This is a genomic window from Nocardia sp. NPDC059154 (assembly GCF_042755705.1).
Taxonomy (GTDB): Bacteria; Actinomycetota; Actinomycetes; order Mycobacteriales; family Mycobacteriaceae; genus Nocardia.
Window position 1 is genome coordinate 1 of record NZ_JBHZCS010000012.1, and the last position, 25047, is coordinate 25047.

The window sequence follows — 25047 nt, forward strand, 5'->3', positions numbered from 1 at the left end:
GGCCCGCAAGGCCGTCAAGGCGGAGGTCGAAGCGGTCGAGTCGGGTACTGCGGCAAGCGGTTCCGACGAACCCGCGGCGGCTCCGGTGCGGCGGACGCGGCGGAAGAAGGCCGACGTGGACGCCGAGGCCGCCGTGGTGGTGACCGATACCGCGGTCGCGGCCTCGGCCTAGCCGCCCGGATCGGTTACTCTCGCTGTCGTGCTCGCACCCGAGCGGCGGACGCGCGCCGATATTCTCACCGCTGTCGCGATCGCCGCTCTGGTGGCGATCGCGGCAGCGGTCGTGGCGCTGACCAGCGATGTGCGCGGCACCCACTCGCAGTCCGCGAACCACACCCTCACCCCGCCACCGGCAGCCGACTCGGTGCCTGCGCAGGTCAAGGAGCTGTGGCAGGCACCGGACGGCGCGGCCATGCGCTCGCTGACGGTGGGCGCGGTGGCCGTCACCGCCGACGACGGCACCGTCACCGGGCGGGATGCCCGCACCGGCGACGAGGTCTGGAAGTACCAGCGGGACATGCCGTTGTGCGCGGTGGAGGTCCAGTTCGGGACGGTCATCGCCACCTACCGGGATCAGCGCGGCTGCAGTCAGACCACCTTGCTCAACGCCGAGACCGGGACCCGGGTGGCGGCGCGGTCCAGCTACATGGACCAGCGGATCACCCTGGCCCCGGACGGCACCTATGTGCTCGCGCTGGGCGACGACCGCCTGGAGATGTGGCGCTCGGATCTGGTCCGCACCCTCGAATACGGCTATGTGGACGCCCCGGTGAATCCGCACACCCAACCACGCACCGACTGCCGGCTGCTCTCGGCGGGCTCGGCGCCCAGCCGGGTCGCGGTGCTGGAACGCTGCCCCAAGGATTCCGCCGACCGGCTGTCCATCCTCAATCCCGCGCCCAAGGACGGCACGGTGCCGGAGGAGTACAGCACGCACGTGCTCAACGAGCCCGGCGGCGCGGTGGACGGTGCGCGCGTGATCGCGGTGTCCGACACCCGGACCGCGCTCTACCTCCCCGCCACCCCGACCACCCCGCCGGTGCTGACCATCTATGACGTCAGCGGCAATCTGCTTGCCACCCACCAGGTTCCGGCCTTCACGGACACCGCCATGGTGGCGCGCCTGTCCACCGGTTTCTTCGTCTTCACCGGTGACAGCCTGATCGCCCTCAACCCCACCACCCTCGACCCCCAGTGGGGCGCCCAGCACGTACTCGGCACCCCGGCGCTGATGGCCGGCCAGCTGGTGGCCCCGGTCCCGGACGGCCTGGCCGTCCTGGACCCCGGCACCGGCGCGCAGGTCTCGCGAATCCCGCTGCAGCGCAGCGACTATCACAACGAGCCCATCGGGCTGAGCGTCTCGGGCACCGTCTTCCTGGAGCGCCGGGGCACCCAGGTGTACGGCGTCGGCGCGGCCTCCTGACCCGGCCGCCCACGGGTGCCCGATTCCGACGGGTCTCTGCCGCCCGCTAGGTATTCGGGGAGGCGGTGGAGCATGATCGAATTCATGAGTGGTGGCGAATTCCGGTTGGTAGTGCTGCGACACGGGGAGACGGCCTGGTCGGCCGCGCGCCGCCACACCGGCCGCACCGATGTGCCCCTCACCGAGATCGGCGAGGCGCAGGCCCGGGCCGCCGGAAAACTGCTGTACGACATGGAATTGCGGAATCCGCTGGTGCTGTGCAGCCCCCGGCAGCGCGCGCTGCGCACCGCGGCGCTGGCCGGGCTCCCCGGCGTCGTCGTCGACGACGACCTGGTGGAGTGGGACTACGGCGAATACGAGGGCCTCACCACACCCGAGATCCAGCAGATGTCCCCCGGCTGGACCATCTGGACCGGCGAGGCCCCCGAGGGCGAGACCGCCGAGCACGTCCGCAAGCGGGCCGACCACGTGCTGGCCACCGTCATCCCCGAGCTCGCCACCCGCGATGTGGTGCTGGTCGGCCACGGCCACTTCTCCCGCGCGCTCATCGCCCGCTGGGCCGAGTTCGAGGTGATCGAAGGCCGCAGATTCTTCCTGTCCACCGCCGCGGTTACGGTGCTGGGACACGATCACCAGGCTCGAACCGTGCTCGCGCACAATCTGGTTCCGCCGCTCAACCCGTAGGAAGGGGCCGCCGAATGATTCGCCGCGCCACCCCCGCCGACATCCCGGCGCTCGTCCAGCTCGTCCACGATCTGGCCGAGTACGAGAAGGCCGCCGACGAGTGCACCCTCACCGCGGCCCAGCTCGAGATGGCCCTGTTCGGGCCGCAGCCCGCGCTGTACGCCCACGTGGCCGAGACCGATCACGGCGTGGTGGGCTGCGCCATCTGGTTCCTGAACTTCTCCACCTGGAAGGGCGTGCACGGGGTCTATCTGGAGGATCTCTACGTCAAGCCGGAGGTCCGCGGCCGCGGGCTGGGCAAGAGCCTGCTCGCGACGCTGGCCCGCGAGGCCGTCGAGCAGGGGTACGCCCGCATCGACTGGTCGGTGCTCACCTGGAACACCCCGAGTATCGACTTCTACGAATCCATCGGGGCCGAGCACCAGCACGAGTGGACCGGCTACCGCCTGCGTGGCGCGGCCCTGGCCCGCCTGGCGACGCACGCCGACGACTGAATTCGCCGCGGCATCCGAATTCGCCGCAGCATCGCTGGAAAGCGCTCGCTCACCCGAGTGGTGGGCGAGCGTCCGAAAACTCGCTCACGGGCCACTGAGCAACGATTACGGCGACTCTGTGCAAACTGCTGCGGCTATTCCTCGACGGAGCCGTAGCCCGCGGCCATCCACCGATTCGAGGCCGGAGCGAACAGCGCACCCAGCGCACCCAGCGCCAGCAATCCCAGCGGCGCCCCGAACTCGGGCCGGTCCGAGGTGAACATGTAGTACGCGACACCCAGCAGCAGCAGCTGGGTCAGCGTGGCGATGGCCCGCCCCCACCGCTTCCCGCGCATCAGCCCGATCCCCGCGGCCAGCACCGCGCCGCCCAGGACGGCCGCGTACCCGGCGGTGAGATAGCTGTTCTTGGGGCTCTGCGCCGACCCGTTCACGCCGACGATGATCAGCACGACCATCGCCACCAGGCCCAGCGCGCCCTCCAGGGCGACCAGCGCGCCCGCCACGCGCACCGTCGCGGGCACCGCGTCGCTCTCGCCCGCGGGCTTGTTCTCGCCGTTGTTCTGCTCAGCCACCCGCCCAGCCTACGACCGAGCGTCGTTGCGCAGTGCACCCGTCCGGCCGAAATCAGTTCGGAACTGGCACTTCAAGGTTCGCGGCCGTCTCGTTCTGGACTGACGGAGCGGGGGAGCGAAGCGGAGGAGCGGAGGAGGGAAGAACGAGACTTCGGGGCCGCGAACCCGCCGGAGCGAAGCGGAGGCAAAATAGGCACCGTGCGGACCTTGCTTATCGTGAACCCGAATGCCACTTCGACCACTCGGTCCACTCGCGATCTGCTCGCTCACGCACTGGAGAGCCGCACCCAGCTGACCGTTCGCCACACCGAGCACCGGGGGCACGCCGCCGAGCTGGCGCGCTGGGCCGCCGACACCCGGATGGACCTGATCGTGGTGCACGGCGGGGACGGCACGGTGAACGAGACCGTCAACGGTTTCCTCCCGCTGCCGGGTGAGCCGCAGCGGGAGTGGCTGCCGCGACTCGGCGTCATCCCGGGCGGTTCGGCGAATGTGTTCGCGCGCTCGCTGGGCATCGAACCGGATCCGGTGACCGCCACCAATCAGCTCATCGATCTGGTGGCCGATGACGCGGACCGCCGTATCGGGCTCGGCGTCGCCGACGATCGCTGGTTTCTCTTCAGCGCCGGTGTCGGGCTCGACGCGGATGTGTGCGAGGCCATCGACGCCAAGCGCGCGGATGGCAAAATCGCGACGCCCGCTCGCTATCTGCGCACTACGATCCGGCAGTTCTTTCGCGCCAAACGGCATGCCCCGCAAGTGCGTCTCGACATTCCAGGTAACGAACCGGTCACGGATGTGCATTACGCATTCGTGACGAATGCCAGTCCCTGGACTTTTCTCGACAACACGCCCGTGGTCACCAACCCGGGGACCACATTCGAATCGGGTCTCGGAGTGTTTGCCATGCGCACCATGGGCGTTCTGCCCACCCTGCTGGTCGCCCGGCAGTTGCTGGCAGCCCATGGAGATCCCAAGAGCCGCACCTTGTTTCGCGATGACGACGTGCCGGCCGTGACCGTCACCGCGACCGAACCGATCGGCTTGCAAATCGACGGCGACTTCATCGGACGCCGCAACATGGTGAATTTCACAGCCGTCCCGGATATCCTCGATGTGGTCGCGCCGAAGCCCTAGCCGGTTCGACACGCCCTAGAAACATCGCGGTTGCGCTGCGAAAACTGGCTCAACCGAGTACAAATGACACGGCGGATCCCCATGTAGGGGTCTTACAGCGTGAGCTTCCCCACGGTGCACCGGGTATCTATTGACATCTACGGTGTTCGTGAAAGCATTCACAAGCAACCGTGCGGAAACATTCGAGTCGCACAAGTGAACGGACCACAAACCCGAGGGGCAGCGCCGTGCGCGCCCTAGCAAAGGAGCAGAGGAATGGACTGGCGCCACAAGGCCATCTGTCGCGACGAGGACCCCGAGCTGTTCTTCCCGGTGGGAAACAGTGGTCCGGCGCTCGCGCAGATTGCCGATGCCAAGCTGGTCTGCGCTCGCTGCCCCGTCACCGCTGACTGCCTTTCCTGGGCCCTGAAGTCGGGCCAGGATGCCGGCGTGTGGGGTGGTATGAGCGAAGACGAGCGTCGCGCGCTGAAGCGCCGCAACGCGCGTACGCGTACCCGCACCGTCGTCTAACCAGCTAGGCGACAGGCGTTACGGCCGGCCCCAGCCTCGCGGCCGCAACGCAATTCGGCCCGGCACCAATTCAGGTGCCGGGCTTCAGTGTGTAAAGGGGCCGGCCCGACTCCGATCACGAGAGGAATTCCCGTTCAACGGGATTGACTCTTCGAACGAAAGTTCGGGCGCAGATTTTTCACTACGCCCGAACTTGTCCGCCGCGCAATATGTTTCAGCGGGCGGAGCGACGGCCGAGGGGAACTCGCAGGACCGCGTCGGTGCCGACATCGGCGCCGGGATGAAGTCCGATGGACCCGCCCAATTCCGCCGTCACGAGAGTGCGGACGATTTGCAGGCCCAACCGGTCGGAGGCTTCCAGGCTGAATCCGTCGGGCAGGCCGCGGCCGTCGTCGCTGATGATGACGTCGAGCCAGCGGGCCGAACGCTCGGAACGGATTGTGACAGTACCGTTCTCGCCGGCGTCGAAGGCGTGCTCGATGGCGTTCTGCACCAGCTCGGTCAGCACCATGACCAGCGGCGTCGCCCGTTCGGCGGAGAAGACGCCGAGCGATCCGGCACGGCGCACCTTGATGCGGGCGGTGTGCACGGTCGCCACATCGGCCATGATCGGCAGCAGGCGATCCACCACCTCGTCCAGATCGACTTCTTCGTCAACCGACATGGACAGCATTTCGTGCACCGAGGCGATCGAGGTGACCCGGCGGACCGATTCGGTCAGGGCCAGGCGGGCCTCCTCGTTCTCGGTGCGGCGGGCCTGCAGTCGCAACAGCGCGGCCACCGTCTGGAGGTTGTTCTTCACCCGGTGGTGGATCTCGCGAATCGTCGCGTCCTTGGACAGCAGCGCGCGGTCGCGCCGCTTCACCTCGGTGACATCGCGGACCAGTACCGCGGCCCCGCCGAGTTCCCCGTGCGGGCGCAGCACCAGGGTGCGCAGCAGCACGGTCGCCCCGCGCGCCTCGACTTCCATTCGGCGCCCGGCCTTTCCGGCCAGGGCCGCCTGGATGTCGCCGACGACTTCCTGCGCGTCGAACGGATCGGTGATCAGCGAGCGGGTGGTCAGCGCCAGATCCTGGCCGACCAGGTCGTTCTGCAAACCCATGCGGTGATAGGCCGACAGGGCATTGGGGCTGGCGTAGACGACGGTGCCCTCGGTGTCGAGGCGGATGAAACCGTCGCCCGCGCGGGGGCTGGAGTGCGCGCCGGTGCGGTCCTCGAGCGCCGGCCAGGTGCCGTCGGCGACCATCTGACACAGGTCGTCCGCACAGGACATGTAGGCGATCTCGAGGCTGGAGCGCATCTTGCGACGCTGGGTATCGGTGTCGCGGCCGAGCACGGCAATGATGTCGTCACCGACCCGCACCGGAATCGCCTCGCGCATGGCGTGCACGGGATGCGGGTGATAGACGCCGGTCAGGGCGGTATCGGTTTCGGTACGAGCGATGTCGGCGGTCAGCAGGGCCTCGAACACCTGCGGATTCGCCTCCTTGGTGGCGAGAGTGCCGACCAGATCCTCGAGGTGCACGGTGGGCGCGGTGGTGGGGCGGCACTGGGCGACGCACACCACCTCCGCGCCCGCACTGATCGGGCCCGTGCCCACCCAGAGCAGCAGATCCGCGAAGGACAGATCCGCCAGCAACTGCCAGTCCCCCACCACCCGCTGCAAATGGTCGACGGCCGCACCCGGTAGATCGGTGTGCTCGGCCAGTAACTCACTCAGTGTCGACATTCACCCACGCTCCTCTGTTCCCACGTCGCGTGTATGTTCCCACGCGACACGGCAAGGGCGCGTCAGGAGCAGGTCAGGGGCTCGTTGCTCAGGAGATGACGGCGATCAGGTCACCCTGCTGCAGCACCTGTCCGGGGCTGACGTGGATGGAGGCGACGGTGCCCTCGATCTCGGCGATGACGGGGATCTCCATCTTCATCGACTCCAGCAGGACCAGGGTCTGGTCGACGTTGACCTTGTCGCCGACAGCGACCTCGATGTTCAGCACAGTCGACACCATCTCGGCCTTCACTTCCTCAGCCATGTACACCTCTCGCGTTCGAGTTGACCCGTAGCCCCTGAAGGTACAGCCAACCACACATGAAAGAATGGCGGCCGACTGAAGGGAGATTACCTATGGGTAAGCGTGGACGTAAGAAGCGTGGCCGCAAGAAGAATGCCGCCAACCACGGCAAGCGGCCGAACGCCTGAGCCGTAGCGAAAAGCTCGAAAACTGCTGAGCGGCACCACTTCCCATCGGGAAGTGGTGCCGCTCAGTTCCGCCTCTCCGGGACTTCAGCGGGCAGCCGGTTGCCGTTCCGACTCTCGCACCCGTGCCGGCGGCCAAGTACCGAACCTATTTTGGGCGTACCCGGTGAGTTACCCGGGTCGCCACCAAATCAGTTCTCCGGCTCCGTAACGACACGTGTTTCAACGCTCGTGTAGCTGGTCCGGATCTCCAGCGTCAGGCGCTGGCGCAGCGAATCGGGTGCGCGGTCGCCGCCGCATTTGCGATTCAGCAGCGACTTCAGCTTCTCCTCCAGGCCGTAGGCCTCGATGCACGGCGAGCAACGGTCGATGTGCTCACGCAACCGTGCCTTCACGGTGTCGTCGCACTCGTTGTCCAGGAGCAGCCAGACATCGGCGAGCACCGCCGAGCAGTCCAGTTCTTCCATCTCGTCGCTCACTGGGTTACCTCCTCACGCGCTGCATCGCTGCCCGACCGATTGAATCCACGTTCCCGCGCCACGTCGGCGAGCAGGCCCTTGAGCTGCTTGCGGCCACGGTGCAGACGGGACATCACGGTACCGATGGGAGTTCCCATGATCTCGGCGATTTCCTTGTAGGGGAAGCCCTCCACGTCGGCGTAGTACACCGCCATCCGGAACTCCTCGGGAAGCGACTGCAGAGCGGCCTTGATGTCGTCGTCCGGCAGCGCCTCGAGGGCTTCCATCTCCGCGGAGCGCAGACCGGTGGAGGTGTGCTCGGCGGTGGAGGCCAGCTGCCAGTCGGTGATCTCGTCGGTCGGATACTGCGCGGGCTGGCGCTGCTTCTTCCGATACGAGTTGATGTAGGTATTGGTGAGGATGCGGTACAGCCATGCCCGCAGGTTGGTGCCCTCGCGGAACGAGCGGAACCCCTGGTAGGCCTTGGCAAAGGTCTCCTGCACCAGATCCTCGGCATCGGCCGGGTTGCGAGTCATGCGCAACGCCGCCCCGTAGAGCTGGTCCAGCAGCGGGAGCGCGTCACGCTCGAATCGCGCGGCCAGTTCCGCCGCGGATTCGGTACTCCTGGCACCGGATTCGCTCACCTCGTCATAGTCGACCGCTTGATCGTCGCCGGCGTCGATGCGCTCGCTGTCCGCGTCGTCATCACGCTGGCGATCGACCATGTCGTCGTCGCTCGTCACGCTAATCCCTTCGATCGCCGTAGCAATTGAATCTACCGCGAACAGGGATTCGGCCAGGAAACCGGCCGGGGGCGCGACGTCGGCGGCTCCCCTGCGGAACAGCAGCGGCCCGGTCCGCACCGGGGGCTCTTCGACCAGAACGGTCACCGACTCCTCCTTGGATGAATGGGATGCGTGCGCCCGCGAACCGTGGGCCCTGCGGTTGCTGCGAAGCGCGTATCGCGTGCAACAGGTGTGGCGCTCACCCTGTTCCCAGCACCGGAAATCCGGTTGCGTCGGCTGGTTAGGGTGAGCCCATGGCTGCAGCTCCGACCCCGGCGATCAAGGCTCTGATGCAGGCGAAGGTGGACCACCGGGTGCACTCGTATACCCATGACCCGCGCAGTGATTCGTACGGGGCGGAGGCGGTGGAGGCGCTCGCGGGCGAGCTCGGGGTTACCGCCGGGCAGATCTTCAAGACGCTGGTGATCGAGCTGGGGTCGGGCGGGCTGGCGGTGGCGGTATTGCCGGTGCCGACCACGCTGTCGCTGAAGGCGGCGGCCGCGGCGCTGGGCGGCGGCAAGGCCGCCATGGCCGACAAGGCCAAGGCGGAGCGGACTACCGGGTATGTGCTGGGCGGGATTTCGCCGCTGGGGCAGAAGAAGCGGCTGCCGACCGTCGTGGACGAGTCGGCGCTGGAGTGGGATCGGGTGCTGTGCAGCGCGGGTAAGCGCGGGCTGGAGATCGAGCTCGCCCCGGCGGATCTGGTCCGGCTCACGGGAGCGGTGACGGCCCCGGTCGCGGTGGCCTGACCTGCCCAAGAAGGGCGAATTGTCCGATTCTCCCGTGAGCGGAGACACAACCTCCGGAAAAAACTTGCCAAGGGACAACCATGTCGGAATACTTGCGCCGTACAACTAGTTGACGCATACAAGCAGTTGACCGACGCAAGGAGGTGAGACCGACCGTGACCGACGATGACCCGGCGATTACCCCCACCGACATCGACGACGGCCTTGTCGACGCCATCGCCTACGAGATCGCCCGGCTCACCAAACTGCGCGACCGCACCAATGCGCAGGTCGCATCCATGACCCAGGGCGAGATCGAACCGGCCGCGTTCAGCATCCTGTTCCAGCTGATCCACGACGGCCCGAAACGCTCGGGCGCACTGGCCGAGGCCCTCTATTCCGACGCCTCGACCATCAGCCGGCAGGTCGCGAGCCTGGTCAAGCGCGGACTCATCGAGCGCCGCGCGGATCCGGCCGACGGCCGGGTCAGCGTCCTCGACGTGACCGACACCGGCCGCACCGTGGCCGCCCAGATCCGGGCCCGCCGCAACGACTCGCTGCGCCACATGCTGGTCGGCTGGGATCCCGATGAACGGGAGACCTTCGCCGCCCTGCTGCGGCGCTTCGTCGACGGCTACGAGGAGACCCGGCAGCGCATGCTGGCCGATATCGCGGCCCACAAAGACCTTCAGTCCTATTACGCACCCGCGGAGAGCAATTCGTGACTACACAAACGGAAGTGGCGGAGCCGGAACTCAATTCGGCCGGCTTCACCCACAAGCAGATCCTGGTCATCATGAGCGGCCTGATCATGGGCATGCTGCTGGCGGCCCTGGATCAGACCATCGTCTCGACCTCCATCCGCACCATCGCCGATGAGCTGCACGGCTATTCGGCGCAGGCGTGGGTCACCACCGCCTATCTGATCACCTCGACCCTGGCGACGCCGCTCTACGGCAAGCTCTCGGACATGTACGGCCGCAAGCCGTTCTACCTGGCCGCCATCTCCATCTTCGTGGTCGGCTCACTGGCCTGTTCCATGGCGACCTCCATGTACGAGCTGGCCGCCTTCCGGGCCTTCCAGGGCCTGGGCGCGGGTGGTCTGATGTCGCTGGCGCTGACCATCATGGGCGACATCGTGTCCCCGCGGGAGCGCGCCCGCTACCAGGGCTACTTCCTGGCCGTGTTCGGCACCTCCAGCGTGGTCGGCCCGGTCGTCGGCGGCATCCTGTCGGGCACCGACCAGATCCTGGGCGTCACCGGCTGGCGCTGGGTGTTCCTGGTAAACGTGCCGGTCGGCATCATCGCGCTGGCCGTGGTGACCCGCGTGCTCAAGCTGCCCAAGCGCCCCGTCGCCAAGGTGCCGATCGACTGGATGGGCATCTCGGCGCTGATCGTCGGCCTGGTGCCGCTGCTGGTGGTCGCCGAGCAGGGCCGCGAATGGGGCTGGACCAGCAGCCATGCCATCCTCTGCTACGCACTGGGCGCGATCGGCGTGCTGTCCTTCATCGCGGTCGAGGCCAAGCAGGGCGACGCGGCGCTGATCCCGCTGCGCATGTTCAAGAACTCCACCTTCGCCCTCGGCGTGGTCATCTCGGTGGTGGTCGGTGCGGCCATGTTCGGCGGCATCACCCTGCTGCCGCAGTACCTGCAGGTCGTCCAGGGCGCGAGCCCGACCAAGGCGGGTCTGCTGATGCTGCCGCTGGTGGCGGGCATGATGACCGGCTCCATTCTGGCCGGCCAGCTGATCGCCCGGACCGGACGGTACAAGTACTTCCCGCCGGTGGGCGCGGCGCTGCTGACCTCGGGCCTGTTCCTGCTGCACCTGGTGTCGGCCGACACCGAGCTGTGGGTCGTCATGATCTTCATGGCCATCACCGGCTTCGGCCTCGGCAACCTGATGCAGCCGCTGACCCTGGCGCTGCAGAACGCACTGCCACCCAAGGACATGGGCGTGTCCACCGCGGCCGCGACCTTCTTCCGGCAGATCGGCGGCACCCTGGGTGTGGCGGTGTTCCTATCGGTGCTGTTCACCCAGCTGGCTCCGAACATCACCACCTCGCTGGAGAGTGTCCGGAGCGACCAGGCCTACACGCAGGCCGCCACGGACGCGGTGAAGGGCCCCGACTCGGTCGACAAGAAGGTCGTCCTCGGCCTGTCGAACCCGGAGACCGCGCCGACGGTCGTGGGCCAGGTGCTCAACGACAGCTCGGTGATCCAGCAGCTGAACCCGACGCTGGCGCACCCCTTCAAGGAGGGCTTCGCCAAGTCCATGGACCGGGTGTTCCTGTCGGCCACCTTCGTGGCGCTGCTCGGATTCATCCTGGTGCTGTTCTGGAAGGAGGTGCCGCTGCGCAGCGCAGGTGGCATCCAGGCCAGAAAGGAAGCCGTCGAGGCGGCGGACGCCGCCGCGGTCTGATCGGCCGCACGACAATCGAATCGGCAATGCCCCCGACGCGAAGACGCGGCGGGGGCATTGCCCTTTCACAATTCGGCCATATTTCTGTGAGTTACTTGGGAGCGCGCAGTGAGCTTGTTGTGAACCTTTTGTCCGCAAGGTCCTATACGAACCCGAGGATGTGATGCGGTTTATGTCTCACCATCGGCGAATTCGCACGGCCGTCGCCGCCGGAGCGCTGGTACTGGCACTGGGATCCGCCCCGCTGACGATCGCGCTCGCGACGGCCGCGCCGGTGCACGCCGCTCCGGTCAATCCGAGCTACCCCGACCCGGGCGCCCCGGGCGGCGGGCCGCAGCAGAAGAAGGACGAGCGCGTCGACAAGGCGGAGAAGCTCGGCGGCAACATCATCACCAGGATGATCGACTCGATGGCCGACACCCTGAAGTGCACGCTCAATATCGGGCTGCCGACCGTGAAGTGCGGTTGAGGCGAATTCCAAGCTCCCGTGCCCCGCTGCATTCCGCAGCGGGGCACGGTGTCGGAACAGGAAATGAAGACGTTCAGATCAGGCTGATCTGACCGGCCTGTTCGTCCACCTGCGCCAGCAGCTCGGGGCCGTTGTTCCTGACGCTGTTGACCAGCGACGGCACTTCGCGCACCAGAATGTCCGAAACCGCTGCGGGGTAAGGCGTTTCCAGCAGCGATTCGGGAGCGGGGTGGTCGGGGTCCAGCCATGCGTCCCAGTGCTCGCGCGGCATCGGCAGGGGCATGCGGTCGTGGACCTTGGTCAGATCACCGACCGCATCGGTGGTCAGGATCGTGCAGGACAACAGGGGCTGCGCCTCGTCGCCCTGGCTGCGGTCACGCCAGACCGACCAGAGACCCGCCATGTAGAGGCGTCCCCCGTCGGCGCGGGCCATGAAATACGGCCGCTTGACGGCCTTTCCGAGCGCATCGGCCTCGGTGACCCACTCGTACCAGCCGTCCATGGGCACCAGGCAGCGGCGCTTCTTCACGGCATCGCGGAAGGAAGCGGTGGTGGCGGCCTTGTCGGCGCGGGCATTGAACAGCGGTTTGCCCTTCACCGGCATCCCGGGTTCGGCGGCCTTGGTCCAGGGCGGGATCAGGCCCCAGCGCATGGCCCGGATGCGCAGGGTGGCCGGGTCCTCCGGATGGTCGCGGTCGTGGCGTTCGACGACCGTGAGCACCTGATTGGTCGGGGCTACGTTGTAATTCGGATCGAAGCCCTTGTCGCCTGTCTCGTCGATAGCATCGAGCTCGACGGCCAGCTTCGCGGGATTCGTCGTAGTCGCGTATCTACCGCACATGACGACCATGCTGCCATCGCGTACCGACAGTCACCAGAAGTGAATCGCCCGCGATGTGATGGCAATTGACATCACTTGGACGGTATGAGACGTTCGTCTCATCACACTCTCATCAAGGGACGCCGCCAATCATGACTGCAACCGAAACCGCCCCGCTCGATCAGGCCGACACGCTGACTTCGGTCAACCCTGCCACCGGCGAGGCCCTCGCCACCTACAAGATCGATGATGAGGCGGCGGTGCGCGCGGCCGTCGCCAAGGCCCAGACCGCCGCCGCCACCTGGGGCGCGCTGACCTACGCCGAGCGCAAGAAGCACATTCTGCGCTGGGGCAGCAAGCTGGTCGAGAAGTCCGACGAGCTCAGCGAGCTCATCCACGCCGAGAACGGCAAACCCCTCGACGACGCCTTCCTCGAGCTCATGCTGGCCCTCGAGCACATCAAGTGGGCCGCCTCCAATGCCGAGAAGGTGCTCAAGCCCAAGAAGGTCGCGCCCGGCGCGTTCATGGCCAATTTCGCCGCCCACCTGGAATACCGCCCGCTCGGCGTGGTCGGCGTGATCGGGCCGTGGAACTACCCGATCTACACCCCGAACGGCTCCATCGCCTACGCACTGGCCGCCGGCAACTGCGTGGTCTTCAAGCCGAGCGAATTCTCCACCGGCATCGGCAATTTCGTGGCCAAGGCGTTCGCCGAGGCGAATCCAGAACTGCCGGACGGCGTGTTCATCACCATCAACGGCTACGGCGCGACCGGTGCGGCGCTGGTCAAGTCCGGCGTCGACAAGCTGGCCTTCACCGGGTCCACCGCGACCGGCAAGAAGATCATGGCCTCCGCCGCCGAGACCCTCACGCCGGTGCTGCTGGAGTGCGGCGGCAAGGACGCGGTGATCGTGGCCGCGGACGCCGACGTCAAGGCCGCCGCCGACGCGGTCGCCTGGGGCGCCACCGCCAACTCCGGCCAGACCTGCGCGGGCGTGGAGCGGGTGTACGTGGACAAGGCGGTCGCCGACGAGTTCGTCGCCGAGGTCAAGCGCATCCTCACCGACATCAAGCCGGGTTCGGACGCCAAGGCCTCCTACGGGCCGATGACCATGCCCAGCCAGGTCGACATCGTGCGGCGGCACATCGACGACGCGCTGAAGAACGGCGGCAAGGCCGTGCTGGGCGGGCCCGAATCGGTCAAGGGGCCCTTCATCGAACCGGTCGTACTGGTCGACGTGGACGAGTCCTCGGATGCGGTGTGCGAGGAGACCTTCGGGCCGACCGTCACCATCCGCACCGTCAACGGCGTAGACGAGGCCGTGGAGCTGACCAACAAGAGCAAGTACGGGCTCGGGTCGGCGGTGTACTCGAAGAATCAGGGCATGGAGATCGCCCGGCGCCTCCAGGTCGGCTGCACCTCGGTGAACTCGGTGCTGTCCTACGCGGCGATCTCGGGACTGCCGTTCGGTGGCGTGCGCGACTCCGGCATCGGCCGCATCCACGGTGCGCCGGGCCTGCTGGAATTCTCGCGTCCGCACTCGATCGCGGTGCAGCGCTTCGCGATTCCCGGCATGGCGCTGCTGTCCTACACCCGTACCGACCGCACCATGAAGCTGCTGCGCAAGATCGTGCCGCTGATTCACGGGCGCGCCAAGTAGGGAGAGCCGACCCTCGGGACTCTCAGGGGTGAAACCCCGACCACCGCAGGAACAGCGCGCAGCGGTTCCCTGAAATGCCGAGCGTCACAGGCAGTTGATGCCGGTCTCCACCATGGAGACCGGCATCGCGCGTTCACTGAGCCGGTGGCAGGGGCGTGGGGGCGAAGAACTCTTCGAGCGGGGTGGGACCGGTGTAGCGCTGGCAGTTGCAGCGTGCCCAGGCCTTGATACCGACGCCAGTTTTACGGAAAGTTTCGGCGTGGCAATGACCCGCTTCGCGGTCGTGCAGGGCGAGGTCGTGGCCGCAGCCGCAGACGGCCGGGCCGGCCGCGGTGCCGGGTTTGCTGCGGCGGGAGCCGAATCGGCCCGCGAGCCAGCCGCCGCCGACGAGCGCGCCACCGATTACGAGGCTGAATGGATCGATCACAGACCCAGTATACGTACTCATATACGTATACGTCGAGGGTCGTCCATGCTCGACGGAACAACCGATCTGGTGAGTTCGGGGTAACTCATCGGGGACGCGGGAGTGCGAAGATGGCCATGTGACTTTCTGGCCCGCGCCCCACGTCCGAGTTCCCGTCCACGCGACCGTGACCCTGCCCGGCTCCAAATCCATTACCAATCGGGCGCTGATCCTCGCCGCGCTGGCGGATCGGCCGTCCACCATCACCGGCGCACTGCGCAGCCGGGACACCAACCTCATGATCGCGGCGTTGCGGGCCATGGGCACCGGCATCGAGGGCGAGGGCGAGACGCTCACCGTCACCCCGCCCGCCGAATTCACCAGCGCCATGGTCGATTGCGGGCTCGCGGGCACCGTCATGCGCTTCCTGCCGCCGGTCGCGGCGCTGGCGCGCGGCGATGTCGCCTTCGACGGCGACGAGCAGGCACGGGTGCGGCCGCTCGGCACGATCCTGGACGCGCTGCGCGCACTGGGCCTCGACATCGACGGCAACCAGCTGCCCTTCGTGGTGCACGGCATGGGCGCGCTGCGCGGCGGGCCGGTCACCATCGACGCCTCGGGCTCCTCGCAGTTCGTGTCCGGTCTGCTGCTGTCGGCGGCGCGGTTCGAGCAGGGCGTCACCGTGAACCACGACGGCGCGGCGCTGCCGTCCATGCCGCACATCGAGATGACCGTGGAGATGCTGCGGCGGGCCGACGTCCGAGTGGACGCGCCCAACGATCCGCGCAAGGCGCAGACCTGGACCGTGGCCCCCGGCCCGATCCGGGCGGTGGACTGGGAGGTCGAGCCGGACCTGTCCAACGCCACCCCGTTCCTGGCGGCGGCGGCCGTCACCGGCGGCGAGGTGAGCATTCCGCACTGGCCGCGGCTCACCACCCAGCCGGGCGACGTGATCCGGGAGATCCTGGTGCGTATGGGCGCCGAGGCGCGCTTCTTCGACAGCGTGCTCACCGTGCGCGGGCCCGAGCGCCTGGCCGGCATCGACATCGACCTGCACGACGTGGGTGAGCTGACCCCGACCGTGGCCGCCCTTGCGGCACTGGCGGATTCGCCGTCCCGGCTGCGCGGCATCGCGCACCTGCGCGGGCACGAGACCGACCGGCTGGCGGCGCTCGCCACCGAGATCAACCGGCTGGGCGGCAAGGTCACCGAGACCGAGGACGGGCTGGCCATCGTGCCCAACCCGCTCACCGGCGGGCAGTGGCGCTCCTACGCCGACCATCGGATGGCCACCGCCGGCGCGATCATCGGCCTGGTGACGCCGGGTGTGGAGATCGAGGACATCGGCACCACCGCCAAGACGCTGCCGAACTTCGTCGAACTCTGGGACAGCATGCTCGGCTCGTCGGGAGCAGACCACTGAGGCGGCGCGAGTACGACGAGTCCGATGTCCGGGTACGCCCGGGCAAGGGCTCGCGTCCGCGCACCAAGACCCGGCCGCAGCACCTGGATGCCGAAGCGGCCATGGTGGTTGCGGTGGACCGCGGACGCTGGGGGTGCGTGCTGGACGGGGATCCCGACCGGCCGCTGACGGCCATGCGGGCGCGCGAGCTCGGCCGCACGCCGATCGTGGTCGGCGATCAGGTGGACGTGGTCGGCGACCTGTCCGGCAAGCCCGACACCCTGGCCCGCATCGTGCGGGTGGTCGATCGGCGAACGGTGTTGCGCCGCACCGCCGATGACACCGATCCGTTCGAGCGCGTGGTGGTGGCCAATGCCGAGCAGCTGTTCATCGTGGTGGCGCTCGCCGATCCGCCACCGCGCACCGGATTCGTGGAGCGGGCCATGGTGGCGGCGTATGTCGGTGGGCTGCAACCGATTCTGTGCCTGACCAAGCACGATCTGGCCGCCGACTCCGAATTCGCCTCGGCCTTCGAGGATTTGGATCTGACCATCGTCTACGGCGGCATCGAGGATCCGCTGGAGCCGGTGCTGGACCTGCTGGACGACAAGCTGACCGCGTTCATCGGGCACTCCGGGGTGGGCAAGTCGACCCTGGTGAACCGGCTGGTTCCGGAGGCGGAGCGCGCCGTCGGCGAGGTGTCCGGGGTCGGCAAGGGGCGGCACACCTCGACCCAATCGGTGGCGCTGCCGCTGCCCGACGGCGGCTGGGTCGTCGACACGCCCGGCGTGCGCTCGTTCGGCCTGGCGCACATCACCCCCGACGACGTCATCCAGGCGTTCTCCGATCTGGCCGACGCCATCGAGAACTGCCCGCGCGGCTGCACCCACCTGGGCCCGCCCGCCGACCCGGAGTGCGCGCTCGACGAACTGCCCGGCAAGGAGCTCCGGGTGGCGGCCATCCGCCGCCTGCTCACCGCCCTCAATTCGAACGATCCGTGGTTCCGGGGCAGCAGCGACACCTGAAGCTAGCCCTGAGTTAGCTGGGAAATCGCCCATTCGATACCTTTTGTGCATAACCGGCACGAAGGGATGGTCATGAGCGAAGAACTTCCCGAGTTGCAGCACGCCAATGAGCGGCGGCACAGCGATGTCCGGCCCGCACCCGACGAGGCTGGTCGATCGGGGCGGGAACAGGACGATTCCGGGCCACAGGACCAGGACGAGGCCCCGCCGCCTGCGCATCCGGACGACCGGTCCCCGGCCGACGCGCACGATTGGCAGGACGACTGGGATCGAGCGCGCTGGGCGCCCTAGCAACATAATCGGGGCATGGCATTCGCTGAATGGCGGCGCCGGCCCGAGGCGCCCGCCCGCTGGAATCCGCTCCCGCGGCTGGGCCGCGGCCTGGCCCGCCGCCGGACCGTCATGCGCATCGCGCCGGCGGTGTTCGCGCTCGAACGCTTCACCCGGCGAGTAACGCACGGCCGCAAGGGAATACTCGATGTCGCGGGCCTGCCCGCGCTGCAGCTCACGGTGGCCGGCCGCCGCACCGGCCTGCCGCGCACGGTCAGCCTGCTCTATGTCCCGGACCCGTACGACGAGAAGCGCTTCCTGATCGTCTCGTCGAACTGGGGCCTGCCCGAACAGCCGTCCTGGTCGGCCAATCTGCGCGGCGCCGAACAGGCCGAACTGCTGGTCCGCGGGGAACGGTTCCCGGTCGAGGTGCGGCAGCTGACGGGCGCCGAGCGGGATCGCGCGTGGCGGCGGGCGCTGGAGTTCTGGCCGGGTTACGCCATGGAGCAGCGGCTCGCGGGCACTCGCCGTTTCCGGCTGTTCGAGCTCACCCGGACCTGATCCGAAAATTGCTGCTGGACATTAGCTGTCAGCGTTCGCGCGGCCGGAACCACGCCTCAGTGCGGGCGCGTCAGGCGCATGCCATTGTCGAAGTCGATACCCCGCAGCTCGGAACGGCTGGTGAGGCCCAGCTTCTCGAGAATCCGGGACATATGGTGCCCGACCGTGCGCGGGCTGACGAACAGTTCCGCGCCGATCTCCCGATTGGTGAGCCCCTGGGCGGCCAGCCGGGCCACCTGGGACTCCTGCGCGGTGAGCGGTGTCGAGCCGGCGCCGGGCTTGGCGCCGGTGCCGGTGAGGTCCAGCTCGGAGCGGGTGCGGGTGGCCCAGGCGGTGGCGCCGATGAGGTCGAAAGCGTCGGCGGCGGCGCGCAATTGCTCGGCGGCGTCCCGGCGGCGGCGGACCCGGCGCAGCCACTTGCCGTAGAGCAGCTGGGTACGGGCGCGGCCGAAGCCGGTATGCCGGGTGTCGCCGACCGCCAGGGCGCGGCGGTAGTAGTGCTCGGCGCGATTCTCGTCGGCCAGCAGCGCCCGGCAGGAATAGGCGGTCGTCAGCGCCCAGCGGGCTCGCGTGCGCCGCGTCCAGGCCGCGATCAGCTCCGCGTACTCGGCCGCCTCGTCGAAACGGCCCACGCGGCAGGCGGCCTCGACCGTGTCGAGGGTGGCCAGCCGGGCCAGCGTGGGATGCGCGGCCTCGTGGCCGGGCAGGTACAGCGCGCGCAGGCGGCGATAGGCCGACTCGGCATCCCCGGCGGTCAGCGAGTGGAAGCCGTGATGCCAGTACGCGCCGCCGATCAGCGCCGACACCGCGTGCGGGCGGGCCAGGGCCAGCGCGCGATCCACGCTCTCGGCCACCGTGTCCGCGTCGCCCCGCTGGGCGGCCAGCCGGGCCCGCAGGTTCCAGCACTGGGCCAGGATATTGGCCGCGCCCGCGCCGGCGGCCAGGTCGAACGCCTCGGCCAGGGTGCTCTCCCCCGCCTCCCAGTGACCGGTGGCGAACTGCACCATGGCCAGTTGCGGCAGCACGCCGAGCGCGGCCGACCGGCCGCCCGAATTGCGCAGGCCCCCGGCCACTCTGAGGTACGGCTCCAGCGCCCGCTCGGCCAGACCCCACTCGAGCAACTGCCCGGCCGGCGGCAGCAGACGTGCGGCCGCGATGGGCGAGGGCGCGGCCCCGGCCGCCTCGAGCTGACCGTCCAGCGGCAGGTCCGCCGCGCGGCCCACCGACCAGGCCGCCCGGTCGGCGAGCAGCCGCAGGCCGGCCGCGAGGTCGCCGCCGCCCTGCCATGGCGAATCCGGGCTCACGGCAGCGGTTTCCGGCATCGCGGCGGATGCGCGGATGGCCTCGGCATCACGCAGCAGCAGGATGTGCGCCTGGGCCGGGTCGCCGGTGACGAATTCCAACAGGCCGGGTAGCCCGCCGCTGGCCGCGGCGATCGCGGCGGGCGTGGTGCGGGTCTCGGCGAGGGCGAGCAGACGCCGGGCCGACTCGATATCACCGCCCTCCCAGGCGAATCGGGCCGCACCGGCCAGCCGCACCCCGGCGGTGTCCGGGTCCGGGGTGATGGCCGCGGCACGGCGCAGCACCGCGGCCGCGGCCAGCGTTCCGGCGCGGGCCCGCACCCGCTCGACACCGTCGGCGAGCGACTGCGCCAGCGTGGGATTCGGGCCGTCGAGGACGGCGGCCAGCTGCCAGGTACGCAGGTCGCCGTTCTCGGGGCCGGGCAGGGCATCGGCCAGGGCCAGGTGGACGGTGCGGCGCTCGGCCGTGGACGCGGCGTCGTAGGCCGCGCCGCAGAACAGACGGTGCCGCATTTCGACGCGCCCGTCGGTGACCGTGAGCAGCCCGGCCGCCACCGCCGACTCCCAATCCGCCGCGGTGACACCCAGTTCGGTCGCGGCCGTCGCGACCGGGCACAGCGTGCCCCGATCCTCCGCGGCCACCACGGTCAGCAGGGTGCGCACCCGCGGCTCCAGGGCGGCCAGCCGATCGGCGAAGGCGGCACGCAGCCGCGGGCCGAAAGGCGCCGGTCCGCAGCCGATTCCGGCGCCGTCCTCGGAGTCGATGGGAAATTCCTGCAGCGCCAGCGGATTGCCGTCGGCCAGCCGCAGCATGCGCGTCGCGCGCGGCTCGCCGATGCCGCCGGAGCGCAGGGCCAGCAGCCGTCGCGCGTGCGCCTCGGTCAACGGTGCGACGGGCAGCACGGGCAGCGGCTGCCACACCGTGGTGGCCGGGCATTCGCGCATCGCGGCCAGCAGCGCCACCCGGGCCGCGCCCAGGCGGCGCAGCGCGAAGGTGAGCGCCTGCCCGGTCGCGGCATCCACCCACTGGGCGTCGTCGACGATGAGCAGCAACGGCCGTTCCCGGGCGACCGTCGCCAGCAGTGTCACCAGGGCCGCGCCCACCAGGAAGCGGTCGGCCGGCCCGGCGTCCCGGCCGAGGGCCGCGGCCAGGGCCCGCGCCTGCGGGACGGGCAGCGCGGCGACCCGATCGATCAGCGAGAGCAGCAGTTCGTGCAGCGCGCCGAAATCCAGCTCCGATTCGGCGGGAAATCCACGACAGGTCACCACTCGAAAATCGGTGGCACGCAGTTCGGCATCGCGCAACAGTGCGGTTTTTCCGATTCCCGGTTCACCCCACAAGAGCAATCCCCCACCGCGACCCGCGCGTGCCTCGCTCGATACACGAGACAACTCGGCCTGTTCTCGTTCCCTCCCCTGGAGCAACCGGATATCGCGCACATTGCAAGCTACCTCGCCCCCGAGAACCGGACAAACTCGACTTCGCCGCCGTCCCATCGACTGAGATCACCTGGGAGATATGCGATTCCGAGTCCTTCATCGATGACCGATACGATGACCGATACAGCGACCGATTTTGATTCGCATACCGTCGGCTAAAATGCTGCGCGAATTCGATCCAAAATCGGGCGACTCGCCCAATTCGATATCCATTGCATTCCCAGAAGATTGCGTGCTAAACATTCGCCATCAGCTGAATTTCCGCTGATTCGATTGATTCCAAGGAGATTTCATGCGCAAGATCCGTGTTCTGGGTGTGGCCGCCGCTGCCACCGGTCTGCTGTTCGCCGGTGCGGGCCTGGCTTCCGCCGACGGCACCACCCCCGCCACGCCGACCACCGGATCGGCCGAGATCCTCACCAACGTCATCAAGTCGCTGATCACCGGTAGCGCCTCCACCCCGGGCACGACCCCGCCCGCCACCGGAAACTGATCCGACCGGCTCCCACGCCGTCCCGGATCGACGCCGAAGGGGGGTCGCCGATCCCGGCGGCCCGGGGTGCGGACACCGCCGGAAATAGTTAGCCTGCCGAGGTGGAAGACCGTGAGCGCAAGGAATTTTCGCCGCTCCTCGACGACGCCCTCGGGCCCGGCGCGCCCGTCACCCCGGAAGTCCGGATAGGGCGCAACGATCCGGAAGGCGTGCTGCCGGAATGCGTGCGCTGTGGAAAGCCCGCCGCCCTGCACCTGCGGGCGGTGTGGCTTTCCACCCGCGCCGTGCTCGCCGGAGACACCGATGTGGACAACCTGATCCAGGTACACGCCTGCGGCGGCTGTGCGGGCAGCGTGGCCGGGATGATCCTCATCAACTGGGACCCGCGTTACTGGGGCGAGTCGGTCCACCTGGAATGACGCCCGGGAGTATCACTCCGATACGAGAACTTCAGCGCGGCCGCACAATTCGCATGCCATTGTCGAAATCCACGTCGACCAGATCGGCCCGGCCGCTGAGCCCGAGCTTGCCGAACACCCGCGACAGGTGATGGCCCACCGTACGCGGGCTCAGGAACAGGTCGGTCCCGATCTCCCGATTGGTCAGGCCCTGCGCCGCCAGCCGCGCGACCCGCAGCTCCTGCGCCGTCAGCACCGAGGTCTCGCCGTGCGCGGTGACCGGTACGGCCCGGCGGCCGGTCAGCTCCAGCTCTTGCCGGGCGCGCAGCACCCACTGGGCCGCGCCCATCCCCTCGAACGCCTCGGCGGCCGTGCGCAATTGCTCGGCCGCGTCGGCGCGCCGGCGGGCCCGGCGCAGCCACTTGCCGTAGAGCAGCTGGGTGCGGACATGATTCAGATCGTGGCGGGTGCGCCGGACGGCCAGCGCACGCCGGAAGTAGTGGTCGGCCCGATCGCCGGAGCACAGCAGGGCCCGGCAGGTGTAGGCGGCCGAGAGCGCCCAATCCGCGCGGGACCGCACCGCCCAATCCCGGATCTCCCCGTAATATTCGAGCGCGTCGGCCTGCCGGCCGACCCGGGTGGCGGCCTCCACCAGCTCCACCGCGGCCAGCCGCGCGTAGGTCGGATGCCGGGCGTCGTGCCCCGGCTGGGCCAGGGTCCGCAGCCGCAGGTACGCGGTCTCCGGATCTCCGAGGCTCAGCGCGTGGAAGCCCAGATGCCAGTGCGCCGAGGCGATGAGCGCGTGCGACCGGCGCGGCCGCGCCAGCGCCAGCGCCCGGTCCGCGCTGTCCAGCACCGTATCCGAATCACCGTGCAGCGCGGCGATCTTCGCGCGCAGGGCCCAGCACTGGGCGAGCACGTTCTCCACCCCGCCCGCCGCGGCCAGCTCGAACGCCTCGGCCAGGGTCTGCTCGGCGGCCGCGAACCGGCCATTGGCGAACTGGATGATCGCCAGCTGCGGTAGTAGCGACACCGCGGCGGGCGCCGAACTGCCCCGCAGGTACGCCGCCGCCTGGGTGTACGGCTCCAGGGCCGCGCCCGCCAGCCCCCACATCAGCACCAGCGGCGCCGGCGGCAGCGGACGGACCATGGTGTGGAAGCGCGAAATACCGTCCTGCACAGTAATTTCCGCCGGATCCAGATCGAGGACGCCGTGCCCGGCCACCCAGCGCGCGCGTTCGGCGTCGATCCGCAGGAGCACGGCCGTCTCGGGATCCACCAGCTCGGCATCACGCAGCAGCAGCCGGCTCGCCCGCTCCGGTTCTCCCGCAACGAATTCCAGCAGCCCGGCCAGCCCGCGCCCGGCCACCGCGGCCCGCTCCGGCCCGAGCCGGGCGGTGGCGCGATCGAGCAGGCCGCGCGCGGAGGCGATATCGCCGCCCGCCCAGGCGGATCGACCGGCCGCGGCCAGCCGCTCCCCCGCCCGCTCCGGATCCGGCGTGATGGCGGCGGCCTGCCGCAGCATGGCCGCGGCGGTCATGTGCCCGTGATCCGAGCCGGCGGCCGCCGCGATCAAGGCCGCGGCCAGCTCCTCGTCGGGGCACTCGGCGGCCATGGCCCGGTGCCAGATACGCAGATCCGCCGTGCCCGGTCCGGTCAGCGCGTCCGCCACGGCCAGCTGCGCGGCGCGGCGCTCGGCGGCCGTGGCGGCATCGTGAACGGCCGCGCACAGCAGGGCGTGGGTGCGTTCCACCCGGCCGTCGCCGACCGTGAGCAGGCCTGCGGCCGTGGCGAATTCCCACGCGGCGGCATCGACGCCGAGAGCCGCCGCGGCGGTGGTCACGATACCCAGCACACCGCGGGTCTCGGTGGCGGCGACGGTCAGCAGCACGCGCACCCCGGCGGGCAGCGCGGCGACGCGATCACGGAAGGCCGCGCGTAGTCCGGGCCCCAGCGCCATCGGCTCGGGCGCGGTGCCCGCGAGATCACCGACGACATCCGGCAATTCGTGCAGGGCCAGCGGATTGCCACCGGCCACGGCGAGGATCCGGGCCAGCCGCAACGCGCCCAGCGGGCCGTGCCGCTCGGCGACGAGGCGGCGGGCGTCGGCCTCGGGCAGGCCGGTGACCGCCAGCGCGGGCAGTTCCCGCCAGAGCGTGTCGGCCGGATCGTCGCGCAGCGCCACCAGCAGTGTCACCGGCGCCGCGGCCAGCCGGCGGATGGCGAACACCAGCGCCTGCGCCGACTCCGGATCCACCAGCCGGGCCTGGTCCACGACCAGCAGCAGCGGGCCCTCGGTCGCGAGCGCCGACAGCAGCCGCACCAGGGCGGCGCCGACCAGGAAGGCGTCGGCCGCACCGGCGTGCAGGCCGAGCACTACGCCCAGGGCCCGGGACTGGGCGGTGGGCAGCGTCGGCAGCCGGTCGGCCACCGGCAGCAGAAGTTCGTGCAGGGCAGCGAAATTCAGTTCGGATTCGGTGCTCATGCCCTGACAGCGCAGCACCCGGAAATCGGCGGCGCGATCGACGGCGGCGCGCAGCAGCGCGGTCTTGCCGATGGCCGGATCGCCGTACAGCACCAGCGCCGATCCCCGCCCCGACCGGGCCGCCGCGAGCGCGCGATCCAACTGGCTCCGTTCGCGTTCCCGCCCGTAAAACTTCAGGTCCTGCCACACATCCCGGAATTTACTCAGCTAATAGAGCGCAACCAAGCTACCGTCGAGTAAATGGCACAAATTGTCTCGAATGACGCACATCACAAATTTGAGGGGAGTAATTCAATTAACGCGCAACCCGGTTCGCGCGATAAAAGTGCCCTTGTTTGCGATCCCAGCGAAGTGAAAAGGGTACGAATGGGATTCGGATCGGCGGCGGGCAGCAACGACCGCACCCGGAGACCGGAGACCGAATACCCCTTGCTGGGCCGCCGAAACACCTGAGCGGCAGGAAATTTCACCAAAAGCCAGCCCGGACAGTGCTGTGGTCGCTGGAATTGGACGCTCTTTCAGGATCAGCCGTGCGGTTCATTCCCGAAAATGCCAGTGCCCCCGGCGGTTTCGCCGAGGGCACGGTTTCCGCCCGAGCCGGGGACCGGCGTTCGATCAACGGAAGATGGTCATGTACCACAGGCCGTCGGCGCCCTGATCGCACCGCCACTGCCAGCCGTCCTCGCCGCGCAGCTGCACGCCGCCCGCCTGGAACTGGCCGCCATTGCCGTCGGCGGCGCAGGCGTCGACGGTGGCGTAGTTGCCGTCGACCGTCAGGGTCTCCGCGTGCGCGGTCGCGGCGCCCAGCCCGGCGATGCCCAGGGCCATGGCGGTGAGGGCAAAAGTCTTGCGCATGATCGTGATTCCTTCCTGCTCGGCCGCCCCACGGCGACCGGACTGGAACCCATT

General features: G+C 69.0%; 27 protein-coding genes. 17 read left to right on the plus strand and 10 right to left on the minus strand.

Going from position 1 to position 25047, the window contains the following annotated elements:
- Positions 1 to 199: 199 nt before the first annotated feature.
- From ACFXN1_RS13030 to ACFXN1_RS13040, 3 genes are all read left to right on the plus strand, one after another.
- Entirely contained in the window at positions 200 to 1423 is a 1224-nt protein-coding gene (locus ACFXN1_RS13030; RefSeq protein WP_379446629.1) for a hypothetical protein, read from the plus strand.
- A gap of 84 nt (positions 1424 to 1507) precedes the next feature.
- Positions 1508 to 2107 (plus strand): acid phosphatase, encoded by a 600-nt coding sequence (locus ACFXN1_RS13035; RefSeq protein ID WP_379463576.1) that lies wholly within the window; start codon positions 1508 to 1510, stop codon positions 2105 to 2107.
- Between the two features lie 14 nt (positions 2108 to 2121).
- Positions 2122 to 2601: a GNAT family N-acetyltransferase gene (locus ACFXN1_RS13040; protein ID WP_379446631.1), complete on the plus strand. Its 480-nt coding sequence runs from the start codon at positions 2122 to 2124 to the stop codon at positions 2599 to 2601.
- Positions 2602 to 2735: 134 nt separating this feature from the next.
- Here ACFXN1_RS13040 and ACFXN1_RS13045 read toward each other — a convergent pair whose 3' ends face one another.
- Positions 2736 to 3173 (minus strand): hypothetical protein, encoded by a 438-nt coding sequence (locus tag ACFXN1_RS13045; RefSeq protein ID WP_379446632.1) that lies wholly within the window; start codon positions 3171 to 3173, stop codon positions 2736 to 2738.
- 198 nt (positions 3174 to 3371) lie between these two features.
- Here ACFXN1_RS13045 and ACFXN1_RS13050 point away from each other — a divergent pair, with 198 nt between their 5' ends.
- Together ACFXN1_RS13050 and ACFXN1_RS13055 are read left to right on the plus strand one after the other, a co-directional pair.
- Complete coding sequence (locus ACFXN1_RS13050; RefSeq protein WP_379442040.1) at positions 3372 to 4310, plus strand: diacylglycerol/lipid kinase family protein; 939 nt, start codon at positions 3372 to 3374, stop codon at positions 4308 to 4310.
- A gap of 255 nt (positions 4311 to 4565) precedes the next feature.
- Positions 4566 to 4820, plus strand: a complete 255-nt coding sequence (locus ACFXN1_RS13055; RefSeq protein ID WP_011211115.1) for a WhiB family transcriptional regulator — start codon at positions 4566 to 4568, stop codon at positions 4818 to 4820.
- A gap of 214 nt (positions 4821 to 5034) precedes the next feature.
- Here ACFXN1_RS13055 and ACFXN1_RS13060 read toward each other — a convergent pair whose 3' ends face one another.
- Both ACFXN1_RS13060 and ACFXN1_RS13065 read right to left on the minus strand, forming a co-directional pair.
- Positions 5035 to 6549: a sensor histidine kinase gene (locus tag ACFXN1_RS13060; RefSeq protein ID WP_379379529.1), complete on the minus strand. Its 1515-nt coding sequence runs from the start codon at positions 6547 to 6549 to the stop codon at positions 5035 to 5037.
- Positions 6550 to 6637: 88 nt separating this feature from the next.
- On the minus strand, positions 6638 to 6853 hold the full coding sequence (locus tag ACFXN1_RS13065; RefSeq protein WP_379394291.1) for a biotin/lipoyl-binding carrier protein: 216 nt from the start codon (positions 6851 to 6853) through the stop codon (positions 6638 to 6640).
- 92 nt (positions 6854 to 6945) lie between these two features.
- Between ACFXN1_RS13065 and ACFXN1_RS13070 the strand changes: the two genes are divergently transcribed.
- Complete coding sequence (locus tag ACFXN1_RS13070; RefSeq protein ID WP_153805149.1) at positions 6946 to 7020, plus strand: 50S ribosomal protein bL37; 75 nt, start codon at positions 6946 to 6948, stop codon at positions 7018 to 7020.
- A 188-nt stretch (positions 7021 to 7208) separates the two neighbouring features.
- Here ACFXN1_RS13070 and rsrA read toward each other — a convergent pair whose 3' ends face one another.
- Together rsrA and ACFXN1_RS13080 are read right to left on the minus strand one after the other, a co-directional pair.
- Entirely contained in the window at positions 7209 to 7484 is a 276-nt protein-coding gene (rsrA, locus tag ACFXN1_RS13075; RefSeq protein WP_379394379.1) for a mycothiol system anti-sigma-R factor, read from the minus strand.
- A gap of 8 nt (positions 7485 to 7492) precedes the next feature.
- Positions 7493 to 8365, minus strand: a complete 873-nt coding sequence (locus ACFXN1_RS13080) for a sigma-70 family RNA polymerase sigma factor (protein ID WP_379379533.1) — start codon at positions 8363 to 8365, stop codon at positions 7493 to 7495.
- 149 nt (positions 8366 to 8514) lie between these two features.
- Here ACFXN1_RS13080 and ybaK point away from each other — a divergent pair, with 149 nt between their 5' ends.
- The 4 genes from ybaK (at position 8515) to ACFXN1_RS13100 (ending at position 11876) form a co-directional block, all read left to right on the plus strand.
- Positions 8515 to 9009 (plus strand): Cys-tRNA(Pro) deacylase, encoded by a 495-nt coding sequence (gene ybaK / locus ACFXN1_RS13085; RefSeq protein WP_379442039.1) that lies wholly within the window; start codon positions 8515 to 8517, stop codon positions 9007 to 9009.
- A 155-nt stretch (positions 9010 to 9164) separates the two neighbouring features.
- Complete coding sequence (locus ACFXN1_RS13090) at positions 9165 to 9713, plus strand: MarR family winged helix-turn-helix transcriptional regulator (RefSeq protein WP_379394289.1); 549 nt, start codon at positions 9165 to 9167, stop codon at positions 9711 to 9713.
- A gap of 71 nt (positions 9714 to 9784) precedes the next feature.
- Positions 9785 to 11407: an MDR family MFS transporter gene (locus tag ACFXN1_RS13095; RefSeq protein ID WP_379442043.1), complete on the plus strand. Its 1623-nt coding sequence runs from the start codon at positions 9785 to 9787 to the stop codon at positions 11405 to 11407.
- Between the two features lie 172 nt (positions 11408 to 11579).
- Positions 11580 to 11876: a hypothetical protein gene (locus ACFXN1_RS13100; RefSeq protein ID WP_379442037.1), complete on the plus strand. Its 297-nt coding sequence runs from the start codon at positions 11580 to 11582 to the stop codon at positions 11874 to 11876.
- A 73-nt stretch (positions 11877 to 11949) separates the two neighbouring features.
- On the opposite strand, the gene ACFXN1_RS13105 is transcribed toward ACFXN1_RS13100, so the two are convergent.
- Positions 11950 to 12717, minus strand: a complete 768-nt coding sequence (locus tag ACFXN1_RS13105) for an SOS response-associated peptidase (protein ID WP_379442036.1) — start codon at positions 12715 to 12717, stop codon at positions 11950 to 11952.
- A 131-nt stretch (positions 12718 to 12848) separates the two neighbouring features.
- Between ACFXN1_RS13105 and ACFXN1_RS13110 the strand changes: the two genes are divergently transcribed.
- On the plus strand, positions 12849 to 14357 hold the full coding sequence (locus ACFXN1_RS13110; RefSeq protein ID WP_379442034.1) for an aldehyde dehydrogenase family protein: 1509 nt from the start codon (positions 12849 to 12851) through the stop codon (positions 14355 to 14357).
- 133 nt (positions 14358 to 14490) lie between these two features.
- Here ACFXN1_RS13110 and ACFXN1_RS13115 read toward each other — a convergent pair whose 3' ends face one another.
- Positions 14491 to 14784 (minus strand): hypothetical protein, encoded by a 294-nt coding sequence (locus ACFXN1_RS13115; RefSeq protein ID WP_379394281.1) that lies wholly within the window; start codon positions 14782 to 14784, stop codon positions 14491 to 14493.
- Between the two features lie 118 nt (positions 14785 to 14902).
- Here ACFXN1_RS13115 and aroA point away from each other — a divergent pair, with 118 nt between their 5' ends.
- The 4 genes from aroA to ACFXN1_RS13135 all read left to right on the plus strand — a co-directional run bounded on the left by aroA (position 14903) and on the right by ACFXN1_RS13135 (position 18021).
- Positions 14903 to 16186 (plus strand): 3-phosphoshikimate 1-carboxyvinyltransferase, encoded by a 1284-nt coding sequence (gene aroA / locus ACFXN1_RS13120; RefSeq protein ID WP_379442033.1) that lies wholly within the window; start codon positions 14903 to 14905, stop codon positions 16184 to 16186.
- Entirely contained in the window at positions 16147 to 17190 is a 1044-nt protein-coding gene (rsgA, locus tag ACFXN1_RS13125) for a ribosome small subunit-dependent GTPase A (RefSeq protein ID WP_379394373.1), read from the plus strand. Before aroA ends, rsgA begins: the two co-directional genes overlap by 40 nt.
- Positions 17191 to 17262: 72 nt before the next feature.
- On the plus strand, positions 17263 to 17481 hold the full coding sequence (locus tag ACFXN1_RS13130) for a hypothetical protein (protein ID WP_379442032.1): 219 nt from the start codon (positions 17263 to 17265) through the stop codon (positions 17479 to 17481).
- A gap of 15 nt (positions 17482 to 17496) precedes the next feature.
- Positions 17497 to 18021 carry a nitroreductase family deazaflavin-dependent oxidoreductase gene (locus tag ACFXN1_RS13135; protein WP_379394275.1) on the plus strand — a complete coding sequence of 175 codons (525 nt, stop codon included), beginning with the start codon at positions 17497 to 17499 and terminating at the stop codon, positions 18019 to 18021.
- 56 nt (positions 18022 to 18077) lie between these two features.
- Here ACFXN1_RS13135 and ACFXN1_RS13140 read toward each other — a convergent pair whose 3' ends face one another.
- On the minus strand, positions 18078 to 20819 hold the full coding sequence (locus tag ACFXN1_RS13140) for an AAA family ATPase (RefSeq protein WP_379442030.1): 2742 nt from the start codon (positions 20817 to 20819) through the stop codon (positions 18078 to 18080).
- A gap of 235 nt (positions 20820 to 21054) precedes the next feature.
- On the opposite strand from ACFXN1_RS13140, the gene ACFXN1_RS13145 reads away from it, so the two are divergent.
- Both ACFXN1_RS13145 and ACFXN1_RS13150 read left to right on the plus strand, forming a co-directional pair.
- Positions 21055 to 21255 carry a hypothetical protein gene (locus tag ACFXN1_RS13145; RefSeq protein WP_379442029.1) on the plus strand — a complete coding sequence of 67 codons (201 nt, stop codon included), beginning with the start codon at positions 21055 to 21057 and terminating at the stop codon, positions 21253 to 21255.
- A gap of 101 nt (positions 21256 to 21356) precedes the next feature.
- Positions 21357 to 21674: a hypothetical protein gene (locus ACFXN1_RS13150; RefSeq protein ID WP_379427423.1), complete on the plus strand. Its 318-nt coding sequence runs from the start codon at positions 21357 to 21359 to the stop codon at positions 21672 to 21674.
- A gap of 31 nt (positions 21675 to 21705) precedes the next feature.
- On the opposite strand, the gene ACFXN1_RS13155 is transcribed toward ACFXN1_RS13150, so the two are convergent.
- Both ACFXN1_RS13155 and ACFXN1_RS13160 read right to left on the minus strand, forming a co-directional pair.
- The gene (locus tag ACFXN1_RS13155; RefSeq protein ID WP_379442028.1) at positions 21706 to 24327 is read right to left on the minus strand and encodes an AAA family ATPase; all 2622 of its coding nucleotides are present in this window, start codon (positions 24325 to 24327) and stop codon (positions 21706 to 21708) included.
- A 426-nt stretch (positions 24328 to 24753) separates the two neighbouring features.
- Positions 24754 to 24993, minus strand: coding sequence for a hypothetical protein (locus tag ACFXN1_RS13160; protein WP_354833969.1), 240 nt, complete (start codon positions 24991 to 24993; stop codon positions 24754 to 24756).
- Positions 24994 to 25047 lie beyond the last annotated feature (54 nt).

What these genes read in the sequence shown, in the direction of transcription:
- ACFXN1_RS13035 (WP_379463576.1), top strand. Translation starts at nt 1,508, where the DNA reads ATGAGTGGTGGCGAATTCCGGTTGGTAGTGCTGCGACACGGGGAGACG.
- ACFXN1_RS13040 (WP_379446631.1), top strand. Translation starts at nt 2,122, where the DNA reads ATGATTCGCCGCGCCACCCCCGCCGACATCCCGGCGCTCGTCCAGCTC.
- ACFXN1_RS13055 (WP_011211115.1), top strand. Translation starts at nt 4,566, where the DNA reads ATGGACTGGCGCCACAAGGCCATCTGTCGCGACGAGGACCCCGAGCTG.
- ACFXN1_RS13060 (WP_379379529.1), bottom strand. Translation starts at nt 6,549, where the DNA reads ATGTCGACACTGAGTGAGTTACTGGCCGAGCACACCGATCTACCGGGT.
- ACFXN1_RS13065 (WP_379394291.1), bottom strand. Translation starts at nt 6,853, where the DNA reads ATGGCTGAGGAAGTGAAGGCCGAGATGGTGTCGACTGTGCTGAACATC.
- rsrA (WP_379394379.1), bottom strand. Translation starts at nt 7,484, where the DNA reads ATGGAAGAACTGGACTGCTCGGCGGTGCTCGCCGATGTCTGGCTGCTC.
- ybaK (WP_379442039.1), top strand. Translation starts at nt 8,515, where the DNA reads ATGGCTGCAGCTCCGACCCCGGCGATCAAGGCTCTGATGCAGGCGAAG.
- ACFXN1_RS13095 (WP_379442043.1), top strand. Translation starts at nt 9,785, where the DNA reads ATGAGCGGCCTGATCATGGGCATGCTGCTGGCGGCCCTGGATCAGACC.
- ACFXN1_RS13100 (WP_379442037.1), top strand. Translation starts at nt 11,580, where the DNA reads ATGTCTCACCATCGGCGAATTCGCACGGCCGTCGCCGCCGGAGCGCTG.
- ACFXN1_RS13105 (WP_379442036.1), bottom strand. Translation starts at nt 12,717, where the DNA reads ATGTGCGGTAGATACGCGACTACGACGAATCCCGCGAAGCTGGCCGTC.
- ACFXN1_RS13110 (WP_379442034.1), top strand. Translation starts at nt 12,849, where the DNA reads ATGACTGCAACCGAAACCGCCCCGCTCGATCAGGCCGACACGCTGACT.
- ACFXN1_RS13130 (WP_379442032.1), top strand. Translation starts at nt 17,263, where the DNA reads ATGAGCGAAGAACTTCCCGAGTTGCAGCACGCCAATGAGCGGCGGCAC.
- ACFXN1_RS13135 (WP_379394275.1), top strand. Translation starts at nt 17,497, where the DNA reads ATGGCATTCGCTGAATGGCGGCGCCGGCCCGAGGCGCCCGCCCGCTGG.
- ACFXN1_RS13140 (WP_379442030.1), bottom strand. Translation starts at nt 20,819, where the DNA reads ATGGGACGGCGGCGAAGTCGAGTTTGTCCGGTTCTCGGGGGCGAGGTA.
- ACFXN1_RS13145 (WP_379442029.1), top strand. Translation starts at nt 21,055, where the DNA reads ATGCGCAAGATCCGTGTTCTGGGTGTGGCCGCCGCTGCCACCGGTCTG.
- ACFXN1_RS13160 (WP_354833969.1), bottom strand. Translation starts at nt 24,993, where the DNA reads ATGCGCAAGACTTTTGCCCTCACCGCCATGGCCCTGGGCATCGCCGGG.